General features: G+C 56.4%; 16 protein-coding genes. 2 read left to right on the forward strand and 14 right to left on the reverse strand.

Going from position 1 to position 20,295, the window contains the following annotated elements; translation table 11 throughout:
• Positions 1 to 267: 267 nt before the first annotated feature.
• Together Pla52nx_RS08615 and Pla52nx_RS08620 are read right to left on the reverse strand one after the other, a co-directional pair.
• On the reverse strand, positions 268 to 1,002 hold the full coding sequence (locus Pla52nx_RS08615) for an LON peptidase substrate-binding domain-containing protein (RefSeq protein WP_146519058.1): 735 nt from the start codon (positions 1,000 to 1,002) through the stop codon (positions 268 to 270).
• A 6-nt stretch (positions 1,003 to 1,008) separates the two neighbouring features.
• Positions 1,009 to 1,737, reverse strand: a complete 729-nt coding sequence (locus tag Pla52nx_RS08620) for a Bax inhibitor-1/YccA family protein (RefSeq protein WP_231741830.1) — start codon at positions 1,735 to 1,737, stop codon at positions 1,009 to 1,011.
• A gap of 412 nt (positions 1,738 to 2,149) precedes the next feature.
• Here Pla52nx_RS08620 and Pla52nx_RS08625 point away from each other — a divergent pair, with 412 nt between their 5' ends.
• Both Pla52nx_RS08625 and Pla52nx_RS08630 read left to right on the forward strand, forming a co-directional pair.
• Positions 2,150 to 3,280, forward strand: coding sequence for a twin-arginine translocation signal domain-containing protein (locus Pla52nx_RS08625; protein WP_146519056.1), 1,131 nt, complete (start codon positions 2,150 to 2,152; stop codon positions 3,278 to 3,280).
• 242 nt (positions 3,281 to 3,522) lie between these two features.
• The gene (locus Pla52nx_RS08630; protein ID WP_231741829.1) at positions 3,523 to 5,223 is read left to right on the forward strand and encodes a sulfatase-like hydrolase/transferase; all 1,701 of its coding nucleotides are present in this window, start codon (positions 3,523 to 3,525) and stop codon (positions 5,221 to 5,223) included.
• Between the two features lie 395 nt (positions 5,224 to 5,618).
• Here the strand turns inward: Pla52nx_RS08630 and Pla52nx_RS08635 are convergent, their stop codons facing one another.
• From Pla52nx_RS08635 to Pla52nx_RS08690, 12 genes are all read right to left on the reverse strand, one after another.
• Complete coding sequence (locus Pla52nx_RS08635) at positions 5,619 to 6,302, reverse strand: proprotein convertase P-domain-containing protein (protein WP_146519054.1); 684 nt, start codon at positions 6,300 to 6,302, stop codon at positions 5,619 to 5,621.
• Between the two features lie 482 nt (positions 6,303 to 6,784).
• The gene (locus Pla52nx_RS08640; RefSeq protein WP_146519053.1) at positions 6,785 to 7,513 is read right to left on the reverse strand and encodes a PIG-L deacetylase family protein; all 729 of its coding nucleotides are present in this window, start codon (positions 7,511 to 7,513) and stop codon (positions 6,785 to 6,787) included.
• A 41-nt stretch (positions 7,514 to 7,554) separates the two neighbouring features.
• Positions 7,555 to 8,820, reverse strand: coding sequence for an NAD(P)/FAD-dependent oxidoreductase (locus Pla52nx_RS08645; protein WP_146519052.1), 1,266 nt, complete (start codon positions 8,818 to 8,820; stop codon positions 7,555 to 7,557).
• The gene (locus Pla52nx_RS08650) at positions 8,817 to 9,791 is read right to left on the reverse strand and encodes a proline racemase family protein (protein WP_146519051.1); all 975 of its coding nucleotides are present in this window, start codon (positions 9,789 to 9,791) and stop codon (positions 8,817 to 8,819) included. The genes Pla52nx_RS08645 and Pla52nx_RS08650 overlap by 4 nt, the downstream gene beginning before the upstream one ends.
• A complete protein-coding gene (locus Pla52nx_RS08655) occupies positions 9,788 to 10,762 on the reverse strand; it encodes a dihydrodipicolinate synthase family protein (protein WP_146519050.1) in 975 nt (324 codons plus the stop codon). The genes Pla52nx_RS08650 and Pla52nx_RS08655 overlap by 4 nt, the downstream gene beginning before the upstream one ends.
• 206 nt (positions 10,763 to 10,968) lie before the next feature.
• Positions 10,969 to 11,658 (reverse strand): DUF2293 domain-containing protein, encoded by a 690-nt coding sequence (locus tag Pla52nx_RS08660; RefSeq protein ID WP_146519049.1) that lies wholly within the window; start codon positions 11,656 to 11,658, stop codon positions 10,969 to 10,971.
• Between the two features lie 329 nt (positions 11,659 to 11,987).
• Positions 11,988 to 13,448, reverse strand: coding sequence for a sulfatase (locus Pla52nx_RS08665; RefSeq protein ID WP_146519048.1), 1,461 nt, complete (start codon positions 13,446 to 13,448; stop codon positions 11,988 to 11,990).
• Entirely contained in the window at positions 13,448 to 14,212 is a 765-nt protein-coding gene (locus Pla52nx_RS08670) for a DUF6348 family protein (protein WP_146519047.1), read from the reverse strand. Before Pla52nx_RS08670 ends, Pla52nx_RS08665 begins: the two co-directional genes overlap by 1 nt.
• A 193-nt stretch (positions 14,213 to 14,405) precedes the next feature.
• Complete coding sequence (locus Pla52nx_RS08675) at positions 14,406 to 16,346, reverse strand: caspase family protein (RefSeq protein ID WP_146519046.1); 1,941 nt, start codon at positions 16,344 to 16,346, stop codon at positions 14,406 to 14,408.
• 24 nt (positions 16,347 to 16,370) lie between these two features.
• On the reverse strand, positions 16,371 to 17,489 hold the full coding sequence (locus tag Pla52nx_RS08680; protein ID WP_146519045.1) for a hypothetical protein: 1,119 nt from the start codon (positions 17,487 to 17,489) through the stop codon (positions 16,371 to 16,373).
• Between the two features lie 65 nt (positions 17,490 to 17,554).
• Positions 17,555 to 19,309, reverse strand: a complete 1,755-nt coding sequence (locus tag Pla52nx_RS08685; RefSeq protein ID WP_146519044.1) for a c-type cytochrome domain-containing protein — start codon at positions 19,307 to 19,309, stop codon at positions 17,555 to 17,557.
• A gap of 383 nt (positions 19,310 to 19,692) precedes the next feature.
• Positions 19,693 to 20,220, reverse strand: a complete 528-nt coding sequence (locus tag Pla52nx_RS08690) for a hypothetical protein (RefSeq protein ID WP_146519043.1) — start codon at positions 20,218 to 20,220, stop codon at positions 19,693 to 19,695.
• Between the last annotated feature and the right edge of the window lie 75 nt (positions 20,221 to 20,295).

Raw genomic sequence — 20,295 nt, forward strand, 5'->3', positions numbered from 1 at the left:
CCGGGGACATGAGACGAGATTATAGGAAGATTGGGCTGGCAGTCACGGGTGCGCAATTCACGGGCAATTTGCCGATTTGGCGATATCAGAGCGACGCCAAGACGCCGAGACCGGCCCAGACCCATCTAGCCGGGCTGATGATCAGGTAAGCCGACGGCGCTAGCCGCGTGCCTGATGGTGACGACGCAACCCTTCGAAGCCCGTGGCTAGCGCCATCGGCTCACCAAGACTGCGTATCGCACTCGATCAAAAGCTGCTAGCAAAGACTCAGTTGAGACTAAACGGGGGCGGGAACGTTCGCCCCTGCGACTTGCTGGAGAACGGGTGCTGAAAGGCCGACGAGATGGGGAGCATCTCCAGCTCTCCCCTCCCGAGAACCTTGATCAGCTCCTTTGCTCGCTCATCCACATCGGGCTCGGCCAGCAGTTTCAGCTTTTGCTCGGCAGAGAAAGGCAGCGTGTGGGAGATGATGTCGGTGATCGGACCAAGGCCCAGTTTGCCAGCAAGTAATTCTTGCAGACTCTCTCGAATCTTTTTTCCCGTCGGAATGATCTCGCCAAAAGATCGCAGCAGGTCTTCTTTCAGCTCCAAACGTTGGCTGGCGCTGATCGGCGGGTAGACGTCATCTCTGACATCGACTTCTGCGATCCGAAAGGCGCGACCGGCATCCAGTTCACGCAGGATCTTTGCCCGCCGCACCCCCACGAGCAAAATATTGTGCCGATCGTCATCCAATTCGACATGGGAAACGATCCGGCTGATGCAGACCGTTGAGGCGATAGGCGGCAGATCGTCGACCAATGCAGCCGCTCCGGTCAACGTCGACATCGCGATCAATTGATCCGTTGCCAGCGACTCGCTCAGCATCTCACAGTACCGCGGTTCAAAAATATGAAGCGGCTGAATTGCGTGAGGAAACAGAACGAGCTCGGGCAACGGAAACAATCGAACGCGACCGTCAAAATCGTCCGGCAAACGTGTGACGCCTTCCAAGTCGTGCATGGTTCCTCATTCGCTCTCGGCGAAATACATCAAGATTCTCAGCACATACCAGAACAGCAGGACGACGGACGCAAACAACGCCAGCGACGCGGCGACGTGCTGTTCCGTTCGATAGTGGTGCAACACGTTCGACGTGTCATACAAAATGTAGCCGCATGCCAATGCCACCATGGCAACGCTGAACCAAAGTCCGAGCGAGAAACCCATGAAGGCACCGATCACGATCGCGCCCATTGCGGCAATGCCGCCCAGAAACAGAAACTTGCCCCACGATGCGAGGTCCGCTCGTGTGACAAAGACGAACATGGTCAGACCGCCGAAACACACCAGCGTGATGACACCCGCAATGAACGGCGTCTCCGGTCCGACAAACTTCACCGCCAAGTACAACAGCGGAAACAGGATCAATGCTTCCGCGACGACGTAGAGCCCGAGCCCGACATACTGCATCGAACGAGACGTGTCGCTTTCCGCCCACGACCTAGCCAGCCAACTGACGCCCATGAACACCGCCAATACCACCAGCCAAGACAAGGGATTGATGCGTTGCATCAGTCCCATCATCGTGTTCTCTGGAATCACCGCGAACAGCACCATTTCGAGCGCCACCAAAGCCAGCACGGCACCCAACAGGTGAGTGTACGTGCGGCGAATGAATCCTGCGCGTGCATCCTCGTCAGCAAATGCCGCGGGTACACCGACGTCGGTCACGGAGTAAGGATTGATGTTGCTCACCGAAGTCATCCTTCTTGAAAAGATTGAGACGTTAAACGAATGTCATGGCATAGGGACGTGCGGAAAATAAGTGTCGCAAAATCCACGTAGCAATCATCGCTCCGCGTGATCTTTGCAACGAGACAGGACACCTGTGTTCCGCGCCTCCCGCTGCCCTTGGAAAATTATATCAAGTGGCCACCCCATAGGTGCCTGCCAGCACACCCTCTAATGGAGGAATCTCTCTCTCTGCGTGCAATACTCACGTTCATCGGAATTTGACCTGATTTTGGGTCGTCGTTGTGGCGGAAATGTCCCGAACAGTGGCTTTTCCTGGTCAGAGACGGCGAAACTCGCCTTCCCCAGCGGTGCACCGATTTGTTATTGCCGGTCTCGTACACGAACCAAGCCCTCCACAAGCGGATTCGATCGCATGATTGCTCGTTCACGTCGATCTTTCTTGACCTTCTGCGGAATCGCCGCAGCAGCCACCGTTGCCACCACGTCGGTCGATGCCAAACCACCCAGCCTGCTTCGCATGTTCGGCAAGGCGACGCCGATTCCGCAGGCAGACTCGATGATCCTGACGGAAGAAGACGGCCCGTGGCTGATTCTTGCAACGACCTTTGTCGGCGAAAACTCGCAGGCACGCGCGGAACGAACCGCCAGAGAGATCCGCGAAAAGCTGCGTTTGCCCGCATTCATTTACAAAGAAGACTTCAGTTTCACAGGCGACGCCAGCTCTCCCAACCAAACCGGTTATCGGGCACGCTACGCCAACCCGCATTCCTATCAAGCACACGCGGTGTTGGTCGGCGAATACGATTCCGTGCAGAACGACAACGTCGATCGCGACTTGACCGCGCTCAAGAAAGCCGACTTGGACGTGTTCCGTGACGCGAAAGAAGTCGCCGCGGAATACAACGTCAACACACCGATCAATACGGTCAAGACTTGGGGACAACAAATCTTCAAATCCCGCAAGGGTCATACCAAGAGCCCGTTGGCCAACGCGTTTGTGACTCGCAATCCGTTGCTGCCCGAAGCGTTCTTTTCCCAGCCCGCGGTCGATTCCTTTGTCCAAGAACTCAACGACGGTGTGCCCCACAGCCTGCTGGACTGCGACGGTAAATTCACGGTGATCGTGCGCACGTTCGAGGGATTCGGAACGATCGTCGATGGCAAACAGGAAAAGAATTTCAATCCGAGCGAAGCACGAATGGCGAAACTGGCACGCGATGCCAACCGCATGGTGACCAAACTCCGTGCCGATGGTGAAGATGCCTATCAGTTTCATGATCGACACCGCAGCATCGTCACCGTGGGTAGCTTTGAAACCTTGGGCCGGGAGCTCCCCGATGGCGGTTTCCTCTACGACCCAGAAATCCGGCAAGTGATGGAACGTTTCAGCGCGTTCAACGCCAGCGTCGCCAGACAAGTGCCAGGACGCACGGGGATCGCGGCGAATCACGCCGCCATGATCCCCTTTGACGTCCAGCCGACGCCGATCTCGGTCCCCAAGATCAGCAAACGAAGCCTCTACAGCGCCTTGGGACGCAGATAGGACGAGAAGCTGCTGAAACTTTCCCCGCCGTGGACGAGGTCACGCGTCCCTGCAGCGTAATTCCGCGTCGGGGACTCGTGACCTCGTCCCCTACGGCCGGTACAGATTTATCTGCCGATCGCCGAAGACACGTCGCAGGGGCTCCACCGGGAATTCTTTCGTCTAGAATGTCGATCACCGCATGCAAAGCGGTGTCCCTTTGATGATCGTACCCTGGTTCGGATTTCCCCATGCGCCCCATCGTGTTTCTAGTTCTTGCGTTCGCAGTCACTCACGCTTCGGCGGCCAAGCCCAACGTCTTACTCATCTGCGTGGACGATCTGAAACCGACACTGGGTTGCTACGGTGACCCCGTCGCACAAACGCCACACATCGATTCCATTGCTGCTCGTGGTGTTCAGTTCAATAAAGCGTATTGCAACCAAGCCGTATGCTCCCCGTCCCGCAATGCGTTGATGACCGGCCTGCGACCACAAACCATCGGCGTCTACGATCTGCCAACCTTCTTTCGCAACGGCGCACCCGACGCGATCACGCTGGGTCAGTTTCTGAAATCAAATGGTTATCACGCCGAGAGCCTTGGAAAGATCTACCATCGCGGCCACGGCAATGGAGACGATGCAGACACCTGGAGCGTTCCCCACTGGAATCCGCCCGGACCGACCTACCAATTGCCCAAGTCGACCGCCGACGTGCAAGTCACCGCGGACGGAAAAAAACGTTACGCGTCCACCGAACGCGCTGATGTTGCAGATGATTCGTACGCTGATGGACAAACGGCGATCGAAGCCGCGAAGCGAATCAAGGCGGCGGCGGCCCAACCTGATCAACCTTTCTTCCTCGCCGTCGGATTCATTCGCCCCCATTTGCCATTCGTTGCACCCGAAAAGTACTGGGCGATGTACGACCCCAACGAGCTGCCGATGCCCGAACTGGACTCACCGCCCAAGAATGCACCTTCGTTTGCACCGACCACCTGGGGTGAGCTTCGCAACTACAGCGACATCCCTGCCAAAGGAACGTTGACAAGTGAAACAACTCGCCATTTGATCCACGGATATTACGCCGCAACAAGTTACACGGACGCGCAAGTCGGTTTGGTCCTCAAGACGCTCTCCGAAACCGGATTGGATGACAATACGTTGATCGTCTTTTGGGGAGACCACGGCTGGCACTTGGGTGACCACGGCATGTGGTGCAAGCACACCAATTACGAACAAGCGGCCCGCATCCCGCTGATCATCGCGACGCCCGACCGTCAAAGTGCCGGCTCCAAGACTGACGCGTTGATCGAAACCGTCGACATTTATCCCACGGTGGCTGCCCTCGCGCGACTCGGCACTCCCCCTGGACTCGATGGTGTCAGCCAAGCCGCAGTGATCTCCGATCCAACCGCTCATGTTCGAGACCATGCGATCGGCGTCTACCCACGTTCAGGACGATTGGGGCGTGCGATCCGTACGCAAGACTACCGATTGGTGCAGTGGCGGCGGTTCGGCGCAGATGAAAGCGAGGATCTCTACGAGCTGTACGACTACGTCAACGATCCCCTGGAAACCGAGAACCGAATCGATCAGTTGCCTACCGTCGCGGCGGAATTGAAAGCCCTGCTGGCTCAGCACCCTGATCCACGACCGCCCGTACCCAACAAACTCAAATATAACGGCGCACAGTTCAAGAGCCAAACGAACACAAAGGCTGCGTCAGCCAAGAAAGACTCCACAATGCCCTTTTCAGAGCTCACCCCCGAACAGCAACGGCAAAAGAGAGAACAATGGTTTGACGGACGCGATGCCGATGGTGATGGGAAAATCACCCGCAAGGAGTTCGGAGCGAAACAAGACGCTGATTCGGATGCGCTCGATAGCCGCTTCGCACGCTACGACACCGACGGTGACGGAGCGTTGTCACGCGAAGAGTTTGTGGCGGCCGGAAAGAAGTAGGGAGGAAAAGTATCCTGGGGCTTAAAACGCTATCGATAAAGAGCCACGACACTGATACTCCCCCGTCCCGAAGGGGCCGAACATGAAAGCCCAGGGCAGAGCGCAGCGCCGCCCTGGGTAATCGAACACCCGTCTAATACGACCTCGCCCTGAAAGGGCAAAACACGGCTCTCAATCCAAAACATACCGTTCCTCAGACTCAATTTCGCCTTAAAAAAGTATTGTTGTAACGCCCACTTCGGGGCTTGAGGGGCATGACGCACGATGCCCCAGGGCGACGCTGCGCTCTGCCCTGGGCTATTTTCTCATGTCCCTTCGGGACGGAAACGACTACGCCCCTTGGGGACGAAAATAGCCCTACCGCCCCGAGAGACGCGGCTACGTGAAAACACGTTTCAAGATTCGGTTTCGCTTTCTGCCACGACCACACTTCGCCGCCGACGCCGTCTCAACATCAATGTACCGGCCAGTCCAAAGTAGATGAGCGAACTGGGTTCGGGAACGGATGCAACCGGGGCCGGTGTCGACGTGAAGCTCAATCCCCAACCATCGATTGATCCGATGTCTCCAATCGCAGTGTCGCTCAAAAACAACGTCCAGGCACCGACCGTCGACTCGCCGGCAAACATCGCGGCGAGCGAAACAGGAGTCCCGTTGGTCGTTGATGCCTGGTAGTCGCGGTTTCGCAGTCGTGAATTGCTACCGCGAGATGCTGCCTCTGCAGTGAAGTCGTCACCGCCATCGATGAACGTGTAGTCGCCACGCAAATCGGACGAGTCACCGTAAAAGAACAGGTTGGTGAGTGGCCGAACAAATAAATCAGCTGATGTGCCATTGGGCGAAATGATACGGGCCGTCAAGTCGCCCACCCATGTATGTCGAAAGTCAAAAATGGTGACGGAAAGGTCGCTGATGATCTCGTCCGTGGTGACATTGATCACGCTGTTCACTCCACCCAGACTGTTGTTCGGGATAGAGGTCGCGCCTCCTGAAAAATCAATGAAGTCTGCTGATGCAACACTCACGCACATTGCCACCATGACAGCTGCGATCGCGCACTTGCGCAGTTCGATAAACATGAAAATCCCCCCCGGTGTCCGACTGGCTTCCTGTTGCCCTTCAAAAGGAAGCCGTATTGCTGAACACTAGGTCACCTCATATTTCCAGCCCCAATAAATCCAAACTTGTCCACCAGAATCTTCTCGCCTTTCGGAAAACCGACACCACGGACGACCAACAGAGGGGGCAGCGGGCGTAAAACAGCGTGTCGGCAAGATTTCCTAAACGCGCAAGCCCGGACTATTCGCGCGAACCAACAAAATCGTCGCAACACGTTTGCACGTAACAGCTTGTGCAAAGCGTTGGTGTGAAAACAGTCTGCGCAAGTCAATGGTTGGAATCGGCAAAACGCTCGACGGGGCACGCTATCGACTTGGAAAGTCGAGTGACATTGTCGTTCGACTTTCCAAGTCGAAAACGAACACCACCTTCCGTCCAAACACGAACCATACGCCTTGTGCCGCGATGCCCAGTCCACGACTTACAATCGTCGCGGTTTTTCTCATCCGAGCCCGAGGGCACCAAACAGATCAGAGGTGGCAAAGGGTCTCGCTGCGGCAAAGCTCTCTGCTGCGCCCACGCCGGCAATCGAACCGGTCGCGACCGCAGCCGCGCGAACTCGTTCTAAGATCGTTGTTTTGTGATCAAACTGTGATCGATAACATGCAACTGCCTGAAGCTTTCTTTCCAAAGTTTGAGAGATATCGATCAGCGTGTGAAATGGGTTCGTGGGCAAGATCGTCGAGTCGACCGCCAACCGAAAATACAACTGCCGCTGGACCGGATGAACCGGCAGCCCATCAAACTGCTGCTCCCACTTGCTCAACCGACTGTAGAACACAGCCGCATCGGTGATCTGCATTGCTTGATAGTGATCGGGCGAAGCCATCGGGGTTTTGTCTCCGAATCCGATCACGACTCGCGGCCGATACGTCCGAAAGACTTTGGCCAACGCCAAACGCTCATCCACCCCGTCCATTAACCGGCGATTGGGCAAATCCAACTGAACTCGCATCGCGAGCCCCAAGATCTTGCCCGCTTGCGTGGCTTCCTCCATTCGCTGCTGTGGCCCCGACGAGTAAGGAGTCGGCTCACCATCGGTAAGGTCAACGACACCGACCCGATGACCGGCATCGGCAAGCATCGCCAGCGTACCTCCACAGGCTACTTCTGCGTCATCGGGGTGGGCAGCCACAACGAGCACGTCCAAGGGTTCAGGCAATTCGTTCACCGTTCACTCCATTCTCTGGGCACTTCATTGTTTCCGACAAACTATCCGAACCGGTCGGGCGAGAGCAGTTGTAATCCGCTGACCTTTGGCGCATCTCCTCGGATCCACTGAGCGACCATTTCACCGGAGACCAATGCCAAGCTGATCCCCATCATGGCGTGTCCTGTCGACAAAACGAGGTTCTGCCACCGCCGGGTCGGTCCTAAGTAGGGCAGCCCATCAGGTGAACAGGGCCTCAAACCGCTCCACGCGGTCAATGTTTTCCACTGGCTGGTATCCATGGCGGGAAAGTACTGGGGGATCGAATCCAAGATTCCCTGTACGCGGTCTTGATTGATACGGCCATCAATTCCAGACAACTCCATCGTTCCGCCGAACCGGAGCGAGTCGCCCATCGGCGTCACCGCCACACGTGCTTCCGTCAGGATCGCGGAGACGGTCGGCATCTGCGGTGGATCGGGAACCGTCACACTGTAGCCCTTGCCGGCCTGCATCGGCAACGAGAGCTTGAGTTGCCGACCCAGCTCGGCCGACCAGACGCCGGATGCTAAGACCACGTTGTCGGCTTCGATCTCATGTTGATCCGTCTTGACTGCGCGAATGGCGTGTCCATCGGCAACAAAACCAAGACACGGTGTGTTCCACACGAATCGGCATCCGTCGCCAGTCAACTGCTGAACCAATGACGACATCAGAGTCGCCGGTGAAAGATGGCAGTCGTTGGGATAAAACACGCCACCCACCACGTCCACGTCAAGCCCTGGATTGAGTCGCTCAATGCCTGATGAATCAAGTACCTCAGCCGGGATCTCCAACCGATGTGCCATTTCCGCCATCTCGGTTTCTTCGTGCAACATCGCTTCGCTGCGGCACAGCATCGCCAGCCCACGGTTCTGCAAACCGAATCCGCCGGGCAACTCATCCTGCAAGACTTGGTAACATGCCCGGCTGCGCATGTTCAGATCACGCAACAACGGTGCCGACTGCTCCACGTGAGACTTCGTGCAAGCTTTCTGAAACCGCCACATCCAACTCAACAAATCAGCCGACAACCGAGGCTTGATGTAAAACGGCGATCGCGGTTTCATCATCATTCGCAGCCCCAGGGCGACCATTCCGGGAGACGCCAGCGGAACGAAATGACTCGGCACCAAGAGCCCCGCGTTTCCGAACGAGCAACTGTCGCGTTGCTGTGGCGAACGCTCGATCACGGTGACGTCATATCCCGCGCGGCGGCAGTACCACGCCGCCGACAGACCGATCACTCCGGCACCGACGATCACGACGCGGGGCGGCTTGGCAGTCACTGTTGGGTTTCCGATTGAGAACCACCAAACCCCCAACAGAATGGATCCTCAGGATCAAAGATCAACTGAGCCTGGCCAGTGACGTACGCACGGCCGGTGATCGTGGGAAAGATCCTGCCCGTCGATTCATCATCCCATCGATAGTGAGCCGAGAATTTTGACCCGTGCACGCCGGCCTGTCGCCAAGTGTCACCGGGGGCGAGCCGTCCGTCGGCGGCAAGACATGCGAGTTTGGCACTGGTGCCCGTCCCACACGGGGAGCGATCGTACTCTAGCCCCGGGCACAGGACAAAATTCTGAGAGTCCGCGTCCGCTGGCGTGTTCGACGCAAATAACTCGAGGTGATCGACGATCGTATGCCCTGCATCGCGAACCGCATCTCGAATGTCGGCGGCGGCACGCTGCAAATCTCGGACGCGAGGCAGACTGATCTCGAACGTCGGTTGCTTGACCAAAAAGAATCCATTGCCGCCCCACGCCACATCGCCGACCACCGTTCCCAGGCCAGGCACGTTGACGGACACATCCTGATGCATTCGGTAACTGGATACGTTCTCGATGCTGATACTGCCGTCTTCATTGACACTGACACCGACAGTACCCACTGGTGTGTCGATTCGCGTATGCCCAATGCCCAACCGTCCCAGGTGGATCAGTGTTCGCACAACACCAATCATTCCGTGGCCGCACATCCCCAGGAAACCGACGTTGTTAAAGAAAATCACTCCGACACTGCAATCGGGATCGTAGGGTGGGCACAATACAGCCCCCACCAAGACATCGTGACCACGAGGTTCACACGCGATGGCACGACGGTAGTGATCCAGTGAATCACGAAACGTTGCCAATCGTTCGGACAACGGTTGATCGGTGTTCAGTGCCGTTGCCAAAGCATTGCCGCCTCCGTCAATCACCACTCGGGTCGGTTCCCCTGCGGTGTGGGAGTCGATCACATCGATCCGCTCGCTCATTCGGGCAGATCCTGCGAATACTCGGAATACTGCGGGCGATACCACTGCTGCCACCAATCTTGGAACAGTTTCAACTGTGCCGTCACATACCCGCGTTGCGAATCGCTGAGTCGATCGGTCGCGATGAAATGATGCTCGTATTCCGTCTCGCCCAACAACACCAAGATGTACTTGTAGTACAAAACCAAATCCGGGCCTTCATCAAACGTTGACAAGACGTGCAACGCCCGATCCAGCTCCCACGCCAGTCGCCTGGCTTCACAATCACCGGTCGCAGCACGGCGACACAACGCGATCAATGTCAAGACTTCCACCGGCAGACAGTTGCCGATGCCGGTGATCGCCCCCGCTGCGCCGCAGTGCACAAACCCATGGAATACTTGTGTGTCCACACCGGCCATCAACACGATCGAATCACTTTGATGTGTGATGTGCTCGCCCGCATATCGTAGCGATTGGGCGCCACCGAATTCTTTAAAACCGACCAGGTTGTCGAATTTCTCACGTAGCTGAAAAAACAAATCGGCTTTGGTTTCAAAACCATAGTACGGGCTGTTGTAGATGACCGACGGCAGCGTTGGCGCCGAGGAGAGCACGCTGGCAAAATGATCGTACTGTGCGGCGGGCGATGTGCCCCGCGACAACACACGTGGGATCACCATCAGTCCGGCCGCGCCCACTTCCTCCGCGTGCGCCGCGTGTGCCGCAGCAATCATGCTGTTTTGCGCCCCCGTGCCGACCACCACCGGAATGCCCGCGTCGACCAATCGCTTGACCCCGACTTGACGCTGCTCGTCGGTCAACAACGGCCAATCGCCCATCGAGCCGCAATAAACAACGCCGCTCATGCCCGCGGACATCAGCCGCTGAGCTTTGTCCACCAACGCGTCCCAGTTGGGGGTGCCTTGGGCGTCACAGGGAGTCATCAAAGCGGGGATGCACCCGCGAAATACACTGCTGCCAGAGACCATCTTTTCCTAACCCGTTCACGCGTCAGTAACTTCGAACAAAACCGGCGGTTTCACGAATCGGCAGCGTAAATCAACACGCCGTCTCAGGATAGATGGGAAGCCCGACAGGACATCCGTCGCTCGACTTTCCAAGTCGATAGCGTGCCGCCCCAACAGCTCGACCAACACCATCCCGCTCCCCGCCTCGCTCGGTCTGGCGAATCCCATTACGAGGTCTTTTCGCCGGCGATCGCTGCTTGAATCGGGCAGTCTTTGGCAAGAGCACGATCGCCACGTCGGTAATCTTCCAATAATTGTCGCGACTTCTCCGCCAGCATCCGACGCACTTCTCTTCGCTTTCCCTTGACGCGGGGAATGACCATCTCGTCATACGCGGTGGTCTGGTGACGCATCCACGCGATCACGGCGGATTCGGCACGTTGCTCAATCGGGATTCTCTGCGTGCGGGCAACCGTTCCGCTGCCCACCGGCGTGGCGTGCCGGGTGACGGCACGCGCCAATTTCTGGGCAGTCGTCCGGTGCGCCGAGTCAAACCGTAGAAAATCCAAGACCGCTTGCTCGAAATCCTCGACGTAGGCCGATTGCTTCTTTTCACGACGCTGAACATCGCCAGCACGTTTCCGCTGATACGAATCCGTGCTTCGCTCCGCCTCAAGACCTTGACGGATTTGAGCAATCCGCGTCGCCGGCGCCCAAACTCCTTTGGAAAAAACGCGTCGCCCTTTTTTTTCTTTCACCGTCCACGTCGGTCCGCCCGCCTTCACTCGACGCGTTAAACCGGCGTCCCCCGGCGGCAACAACTCCCAATCGGCGGGTACGGACAAGACGGCTCCGCTCTCCAAACGAACTGTTCGTTCACGTGGCCCCGGGGCGACGATTCGTGTTTGATCAGGCATGAATAAGAGGTGATGGTGAAATACTCGGTCAGCGAATGATTCCGTACACGTTTCACTGGGTCGTTTGCAAAAAAATACCAGCACGACGCGCAAGCGAGTGAATCGACACGACTCGCTTGCGTTGAACACTCCCCTGGATTGTCGTCAACAAAACAGGCTGCCCCCATCAGGGGCAACGCGATAGCGTCCGGTTGTTCCGCAGTTTATTCGGCAACCAGACGCTATCGCATTTCGGCGAATGAATAATCCGTGCTCTCAGAAACCGCTTCGTCCACAAACCTGGAATGTCGAGCGACTGTTGTTGCACGTTGAAAACAACGCCTGGAGCATCAACGTCCTGCCAAACGCTTCGTCAGTCGGCCGCTAAGTTCTTTAACCAGGTCCGGTTCAGACGACGCGATATTCTTTGTTTCACCTGGATCGACCGTGTGATCGTAAAGCTCTGCCTCGCCGCTACGATGCAGCACCAGTCGATGCGAGTCGGTCCGCAGCGTTCGATGGGCGTTGTAGGACACCGCGTCGTGACCAGCCGCATCAGGCGAGTTCAAGATCGGGACCAGCGATACACCGTCAACGAATTCTGGAATCGGTAGCCGCGTCAATTCACACAAGGTCGGAAAAACGTCCAATGTCTCCACGATCGAATCGGTCTTCATCCCGGCCTGCTGCATCCCAGGAACACGAATCACTAGCGGCGACCGCAACGACTCCTCGAACAACGTGTGCTTGCCCCACACCGCGTGCTCGCCAAGATGCCAACCGTGGTCTCCCCACAACACGACGATCGTATCATCACGCAGCCCCAGTGAATCCAGTCGGGACAAGACACGACCCACCGATGCATCCGCATAGCTCACACACGCCGCGTAGTGCTTGCGAACTTCGGTGGCAAACTCGGCATCGTCATTCGGGTTTCGCGACCAGCGATTGTATTTCATGAACTCGCCGGACCCGTGCCAAGTTGTCTTTCCCGATGGCTTGCTCGGATGCGGAATCTCCGGCAGCGACGCGTCGACGTAGTGCTGCATGTATTTCTTTGGCGAGCCGAATGGCAGGTGCGGGCGAATGATTCCCACGGCTAAGAAAAACGGATTGCCCGCCGGGTCGGTCTTCGCTTTGGTCCCCAAATCATCCAGTTGATTCAACGCTTCGTCCACGATCAGTCCGTCGGGATAAATCGAGTCGTCTCCGGCGACCGATTGAAACAAGTCCATCTTGGACGCATTACCACGGATCTCACCGTTGGCCAATCCGTGCATGGCACCGCGTGGATGTTGCCAAGGACCGGCGGGCAGCAGATGCCTGTCCCATGCGCCAGGCATCTCGGGTTGTTGATCATCGTCCCAGTCTGGACCGCCACGTCCGCCGGGATGATGCGAAACCTTGCCCACAGAAACCGTTGTGTAGCCGTGATTGCGAAACCATTTCGGCATGCTCGGCGGAACCATGTCGGGTGTCTTGGCCATTTGAGCGGCCCGTTTGAACAACGCCCCATTGTCCCCCGGTCCGTAGGTACCGGTCAACAAAGTGAACCGCGATGCGCCGCAGGTCGGGGCTTGGACATAGTGCCGATGGAACGGACGTCCAGAAGCGGCCAGTTGATCGATGTTGGGCGAGTGGATGTAGTCCTTGCCAAAACAATTCAACTCCGGTCTCAAGTCATCGACGCACAACAGCAGCACGTTGGGACGATCCGCTGCAAAGGCACAAACCGTGCTACACACGCCGCTCAGGACCAACACGATGCAAAACCAAGTGGATCGCATCGGAAAAGGGACAATTCTGCTCATCAATGGTTTCCAGGTTGCAGGACGATGAATTGTTTTGCGAGATAGTATTTTGCCGTCGCCGGCCACGGAGCGGCACGCATTTCAGTGGAGAGTTCTTGTGAAATCAGATTGTCGACGGTCACGGAGCACTCCAGGATCTGGTCGCTGCTGCGACCGTAGACCAGTTTACCCCAGTGGATTTTGTCACTCAGCGTTTCCTCGGAAATCGCTTTGAAGAATGCTTCGTCGATTCCGCCGAAGTCCCCAACGTCGTCTCCGCCGAACGTCATCATTCCGGCCGACGTGATGGTCCACGGCTTGCCGTTGACGGTCACCTGTTTTCTGGAAACATGCTGATCCGCCGTGTCCATGAACCCCGCATAGACGACGTGAAAGGTGGACAAGGTGAAATTCACAAACGTCATCCCGATCGCGTCATCGGATGTCGAGCCCGCACCGGCAACGAACTCGATGATCTCACGTCCATCAGGCAACACGATCCGAAACTCCACCTCCGCCACATAGCCCTCTGCATCATCCCCGCTGACGTCGTACAAGAACGACCAGAGTCGCGTCGCATTGTCGGCGATGCCGACGCCGGTTTCGTCGTCGATGACACTTTCGTGCCCGTGTTTGCCGAGCCAATCGACAAAGAACTCGCGTCCGCGATTGGTGACCGCATCGGGCTTCCTTTCCGCCGCCGGCGTGTAGTTGATGATTTCGTCGTACTCCGATGCACTGCCGGCACGGAGATCATCGGTCGCCTGCCGGCTACATCCACTCATTGGCACCAGGCAGCTCAACAAGAGGACTGAGAAAGCATGACGTGGCATGTGAGCGGCACCGGTCGGGTAGAGGGCGGATCTAGGACGCCCATTGTACCAAGTACGTCAGGCTTTCGTACGTCAGGCTTTCTAGCCTGACGTACATTGTGCGCGTGTCAGCCTGGAAAGGCTGACGTACATGGGGGCACGGCTGCTAACGTAAATCGTTGACCAAACCGGTCAAGTAAGCCAGTCGCAACTGGATCTCCCTCTGGCGTATCTCTCTCGGCGGCGGATTCCATGGCGCACTGCGTAGATACATAGACTCTGCAGCTGCAATCCGCTTGTAAAACGCTTCGCTGTCCAGACGTCCCGCAGTAAACGCTGCCATTCCAAAATTCCCTCCTATGGATACCGCATATTCGAAACCATAAACGGGCAGCGGAATGGAACTTGTACAAACGGATGCATCGTACGGACTCTGCAGCGACGCTAGTTGCTTGACCGCATCTTCACGCCGATTCTCATCCAACAAAACGTTCACGATCATCAGCAGCGCCGCCCGCTGGTAGCCATCGTTGGACTGCGTCAAGGCGATCTTCTTCGCATCGTCGATTCGACCAAGGATCGCAGGAGCAATCACCGCGTTGGGCGAGTGCGACATGACCGTGTCCACACCAGTTGCGTCGTCGTATCTGCCTTGCAGCGACAAGATGATCGCTCTGTCAGCGTCTTCGTAGCGAGCAGCGGAAAACTCGGAGGCACGTTCGTCAACGGATGTTTTCGCGATGATGCGTCGAATGAAGGGAAACGACTTGGTATAAAGTGCTTGCCCTGGATCAAACTCGTTGAGCAATTGTCGCGTCGATCGCTCAGAGTAAAAGGCCGCGATCTCATTGATGCTTTCCTGTTGCCATTCATTCAGGTTGGGTTTCAGACGCGTGAATTCGGCAAGCATGCGAGCGACTTGCTGTTGATACATGCCAGCGTGTTCTGCCGTGTCGATCGCACACAGTTCCGTCATGAACCGTCCCTGCGCCTCATGCTCCACAATCTTCGACAGATCAAATCTCAAGGCCCGAGGACCATCGACCCGGCACCAGATGAAGACTTTGCGCAAGTCATCTTCGATGCTCCAACCGTTGTTGTCCCTTGCGTTGCTCACCAATTCTGCGTCGGCGAAATACTGACGCTCCAATCGTCCCAATTCCGCACGTGCTTTCTGAATGCGTGCGCTTCGCTGGTCAGCCGACAAGTCCAACAGGCGCGGCTTCTCATCCACCCCACGAACTTTGCCCAAGGACCAGTTGGCATAGCTGCCCCGAAGCACTGGAAATTGACCGTCCGGAGAGATGTTCTTGCCGATCACGTAGTCGTTGGTCTTCTTGCCCACATAGTTGACCAACCCGTTTAGCTCGAGACTGCCGCTACTGTAGAACTGTGAGTCGGCACCGCCCTGCAAGTAGTTCACGACATAGTAGGTAAACACGCTGTGTCCGATTTCGGCATGCTCCCAACTGCGTTGCCCACTGCTGCAACTGAACAACGTTGCCATGCCTTGAGGCACGCTCTGACGGTTCTCGTGGATGCTGCCCAAATCAATTCGCTTCGCACCTTTCGAACTCGCATTTTTCGACAGGACGGCTTCTTGGCATGCATCGATCAACAGCAGCTTTCGATCGGCGCGGACCGAGTTGATCATCTGCATCAACGGCGATATCGGCAACAAGCTGGATTTGTCCGCGAGGTCCGCATCGCTGGGACAGAAATACGTTTCCTTGACCCCAGAGGGTAGCGGACTTTCATCAGAAAACTGAACGCCGTGTCCGGACAGACTGACCAGCAAGGTGTCGCCGGGCTGGCAACTGTTGGCAACGGACTGGATCGCCGCAGTGATCTTTCCCGGTGTCGTCGGCCGCAATCGCGAAGATTCCGCGTCCCCGGTCAGGACGGTCGTTTTGAATCCGATCGCCTGCAGCGAGTCCGCCAGCTCATTGGCATCCTCGGCCGCGAACTTCAGATTCTCAAAGACACTCGTGTCATAGGTCTCCACGCCCACGACCACGGCGTACTTGTCCTGCCCGGCCGCTGGCAGCAGCCCCAGCGAGATCGACAACAGCACTGCCGTTGCACACAGTCCCATTTTCTGAATCATGTCGATCCCCTGCTTGGTCCCAACCTATCGATCGTAACGCACCGTGATGATGCTGCGGATTTGACCAAACTCGCGATCCAATTGCACGTAGTTCTTGTCCAAATCTCGACCTTGTTTGGTCGCCTTGTTGATCGACTTGGATTTCCCGCCTGGTTCGTCCGAGGGACGCGGGCCTTTGGGATCCCAAGAGGCTGAGAACGCTGCGGTGATCATGCCCACACCGGTCGAGTTGCCCACACGCTTGGCAACACTTTCCTCATAACCTCCGATCTCAAACGCTTTGGAGTGCGTCTTGGTGAAGTACCATCCGGGGATGTCGACGTGAGTTCCCGGATAGATGATCAGACGTGAGTCTTTCGGTGCATCCTGTGCATCGACAAACATATTGACGCCATCGATGGTCAACGTAACGGCGGCCTCAAAGGATGCGTCGTTGGTCAGCCGCACGATGTACTCGTCTCCTTTGTTCAATTGGACAAAGGACCTGCTCTGACTGTCCAACTCCGGTTTGCACGGCGACATCTGGTTGCCCTTGAGGACAAAGATCTCCATCGAGAACGGACTGGTCGGGCTTGGCTTCGTCTTGACATTGTCAATCTTCGTCGGTGGATGGTCCACTTGATGGATAAGTGTCTCCTGACGTTGCTTTTCAGATGCCTTGGGCGGTACGTCGACGGTTTGACCGGCGAGTTGCAGGGCGATCGAGCCGAAGACGCTGATCGGCAACTCCGCCAATTCTTCGTCCTCCGAGTCCAAGATCAACGCTTCGATTTCTAACGCCAGGGACTCAAAGTCGTCCTGGAGGTGCTGCTTGGCCTCCTTCAGTTTGAACTTGCCCATCAATTGCAGTGGCCCGTCGTCGCTGACCTTGATGCCGGCAGCCTCCAACTGTTCGACAATCGCTCGACTGATCTCAATCCCGCCGCTCGCTTTTAACTTCGGAGTGCCGGTGAAATCGCCAACGATCATGTGCTTGGGCAATCCCTCTTCGTCGAGGAATTGGCCGATTTCGGTCGCCATCTTCTTAAGACCTTGATCCAACAGCGGATCGGCATGGGCGACCGACGATAGAAGTGTGCAACTGCAAAAGAAGCTGAACGCTAATGTCAAGGTTCGTATGTGTAACATTATTGAAGCCGTCATGAATGTCAGAAATGAATGGATGGAGTCGTTAACAAAGAAACAGTTTGGATTGACCGACCGTCTCCCTAACGGACACGGATCGGTACGCCCACGCCAAGCTCTCGTGAGAAACGTCCGAACGCCCGTTCCCAGTTCTCACGCGAGATCGTTCCACCTTCATTGGCCCAGTTTGCCAAACCGAGTGATTTCATGGAAGGCAAATTGGCCATCGCACGGATGGTCGCGTCGTCTGTTTTTCCCAGCTCTCGTGCTGCGATTTCGACAGTGACGTCTCTCAAGTATCGGTTGGAAACCTGTGTCACCGGCTCAGGAAACTCGGTGATGTCCTGGTCGGCATCCTCGCCCACCTTGAGGAATGGTCCGGTGGCTTCCTCCAGCGCCCGCAAGTAATGATCCCTGTCTTGGCGAACCAAACGCTGCATGGTCTCGTTCGTCGGAAACAAATCCAAAACTTGATCGGCAAGCTGCTGCCCCGCCTTGCCTTCGTACAACGGTCGCACGTCGTCTTTCTCCCACTGGAACATTCCGTTGCGATGGCATCCCATGCAACTGATTCCGTTGGTGATCAAGAACGTTCCGCCGTGACTGTTTGGATCGAACACCACATCGGGTGGACCTTGATCGATCCTCTGATCATCGCCGGCCACCAACATGTAGGCTTGCAAACCGTTGGGCAAGCTGTAAATGATCTCGCCACCGTCGTGTTCAAAGACCGCCAATTGACGACCGGGGAAATTTTCGAAGGCAGGCCCGAGCGGACGACGGATGAAGTCACCCTTGTCGCCCGTACCAGGCTTGATGTCGTAGCTCTTCCAGTAATAGCGTCCACCGCCCGTCGTGTCGTGCCGCTCGACCATGCGGTTCTGTTGCGAGACACCACTTTTTTGGAACGCGGCTCGGGCAAGTTGTCCCTTCAAAAAGTTTTGCTTGATGTCGACTCCCAAATCCGATTCCAGAGTCTTGGCGTTCATCGGTATGCCCAACAAGTCGTGGTACAACGGCGGGCGTGATGCCATCGCGATGAACCAGTCGGCTCGCAAATAGGGAACTTTGGTTTGCGTCATGCGATAAATGTTGTTGGCCGTCTGACCGCTGACCTTCAATCCATACGGGTACTGCTTCAACACTTCGTTCCAGTGCCATTCGTCCCAACCGTAGTCACGCATGTCGATCGCCAGGACGGTTCCAAATTCCTTGTCGACGATGCGGGGCGGAACGATCCGCGATTTTTTGGACAAGCTATTGACCAGTTTCGACAACCCGGCCTGCACCAAACGCAGGTCGTCCGTCATCAACGGCTCGTCGCCTTCGGTATCGTTCCACAGGTGAGCCAACGAAAAGTATCGCGTGTACTGAATGTCGTCGTCATCAAGCGTCCTTAGATCGTCTTCGATCACGCTGAGAACCGTCTCTTCGCCCAAGAACTGTCGCTTGGCCCGAGGCGCCGGCGGAAAATGAGCACCTTCGTCGATCCACTTCTTGAAACCCTCTTTCTCCTCCGCTGAGGGCTGCGGCTGCCCCTCCGGTGGCATGTATTCCGTTTCAATAGCGTCCCACAACCGTGATTCACCCGATTTGCCGGGCACCAAGAATGGATCCTCGCTCTCGTCGGCCGGTCGCAGCAACGTGGCGCGGTTCATGGTATCCAGGCCGGGATACTTCTGGTCCACGCCGTGACACTTGAAACAATACTGCTTGAGGAATGCATGCCCTTTTTCGGCCAAAGGAACATCAAAATCCGGTTCAGAAGCAAATCCCAGCGTCGCGAAAACACCTACAATCAGGACAGGTATACATCGGTTCATTGTGGTCGGCATCATGGTCAGCGGATGAAAAGGTCTTGGGGCGGAATCGCCATGTTGTCAACTTAAACGACACTCGCCGAACTTGCTTCCCACCAGTTCTGAAAAGGGCCAAAATTCTTTGCTTGCGGAGCCGAAGACTCCAATCCCCAACCGCCCCAGGACCGACTCTGCCACAGAACTGGCACTCTTCTCCCGCTGCGCGAAGAACGTCCGCCACGAGCAACTGTAGGTCATGCTATGCATGACGAAATACGGTCCGCCTTAACTTCACGGTTGGCCGCCTGGATCCGGGCAGACACCTGCTGGCAACCGGTGTTACAGACTTGCGATGGACGGATGGTGTCGCGCACTCAACGCCCCAATGCCATGGTTCGCCCAGTACGTAGCACGCTTCGCTGTCAGTCGAGAAGCAAAACACCATCGTCGATTTTCATGATTGCAACGGCACGTTTACCGTCATCCGCGTGCAGGGGCAATCCAACGCGGGAATCAGCAGCGCCTACAAGAAACCATCGCCCAAGTGGCGCTCTGGCAGTAGTACCGATCGACATCGGTGAGCGATTGCTCGATTGAAGCTCAATCTTAACTTGCAGCTCATCTTGCTCGTCGGTATTCAACATGGACAAGACTACCGACATTTGCCCATAGCGAGATGATCCGGCAACATTCGCTCGCTGCCCGATACTAACCATGCTAGCGGCCGAGCCAGCAGGAACCAAACGTCCATAACCTGCAGCAGTCAGGCCCTCGCGAGTCGGTCCGTCATAAGCGATGCGGTTCTCATCGTCGGATTCGATCAACCAAAGCACGTGGAAGGTCACATCTTTCGTTGGTCCAGTGAATTTCGCGTCGTTGGGCGTATCCTGAGCCAGCGACAGATTGCATCCGAGCAAGAGGAGGCAGAGAGCAAATGGAGGTAGTTTCATTGGGAACCCATCCTGGAGTTTGCGGTTTGTCGTTTCAGAGCAACCTTTGACGGAGGAGACAGTGCAAAAGTTCCC

The sequence above is a fragment of the Stieleria varia genome (assembly GCF_038443385.1).
Lineage (GTDB): Bacteria > Planctomycetota > Planctomycetia > Pirellulales > Pirellulaceae > Stieleria > Stieleria varia.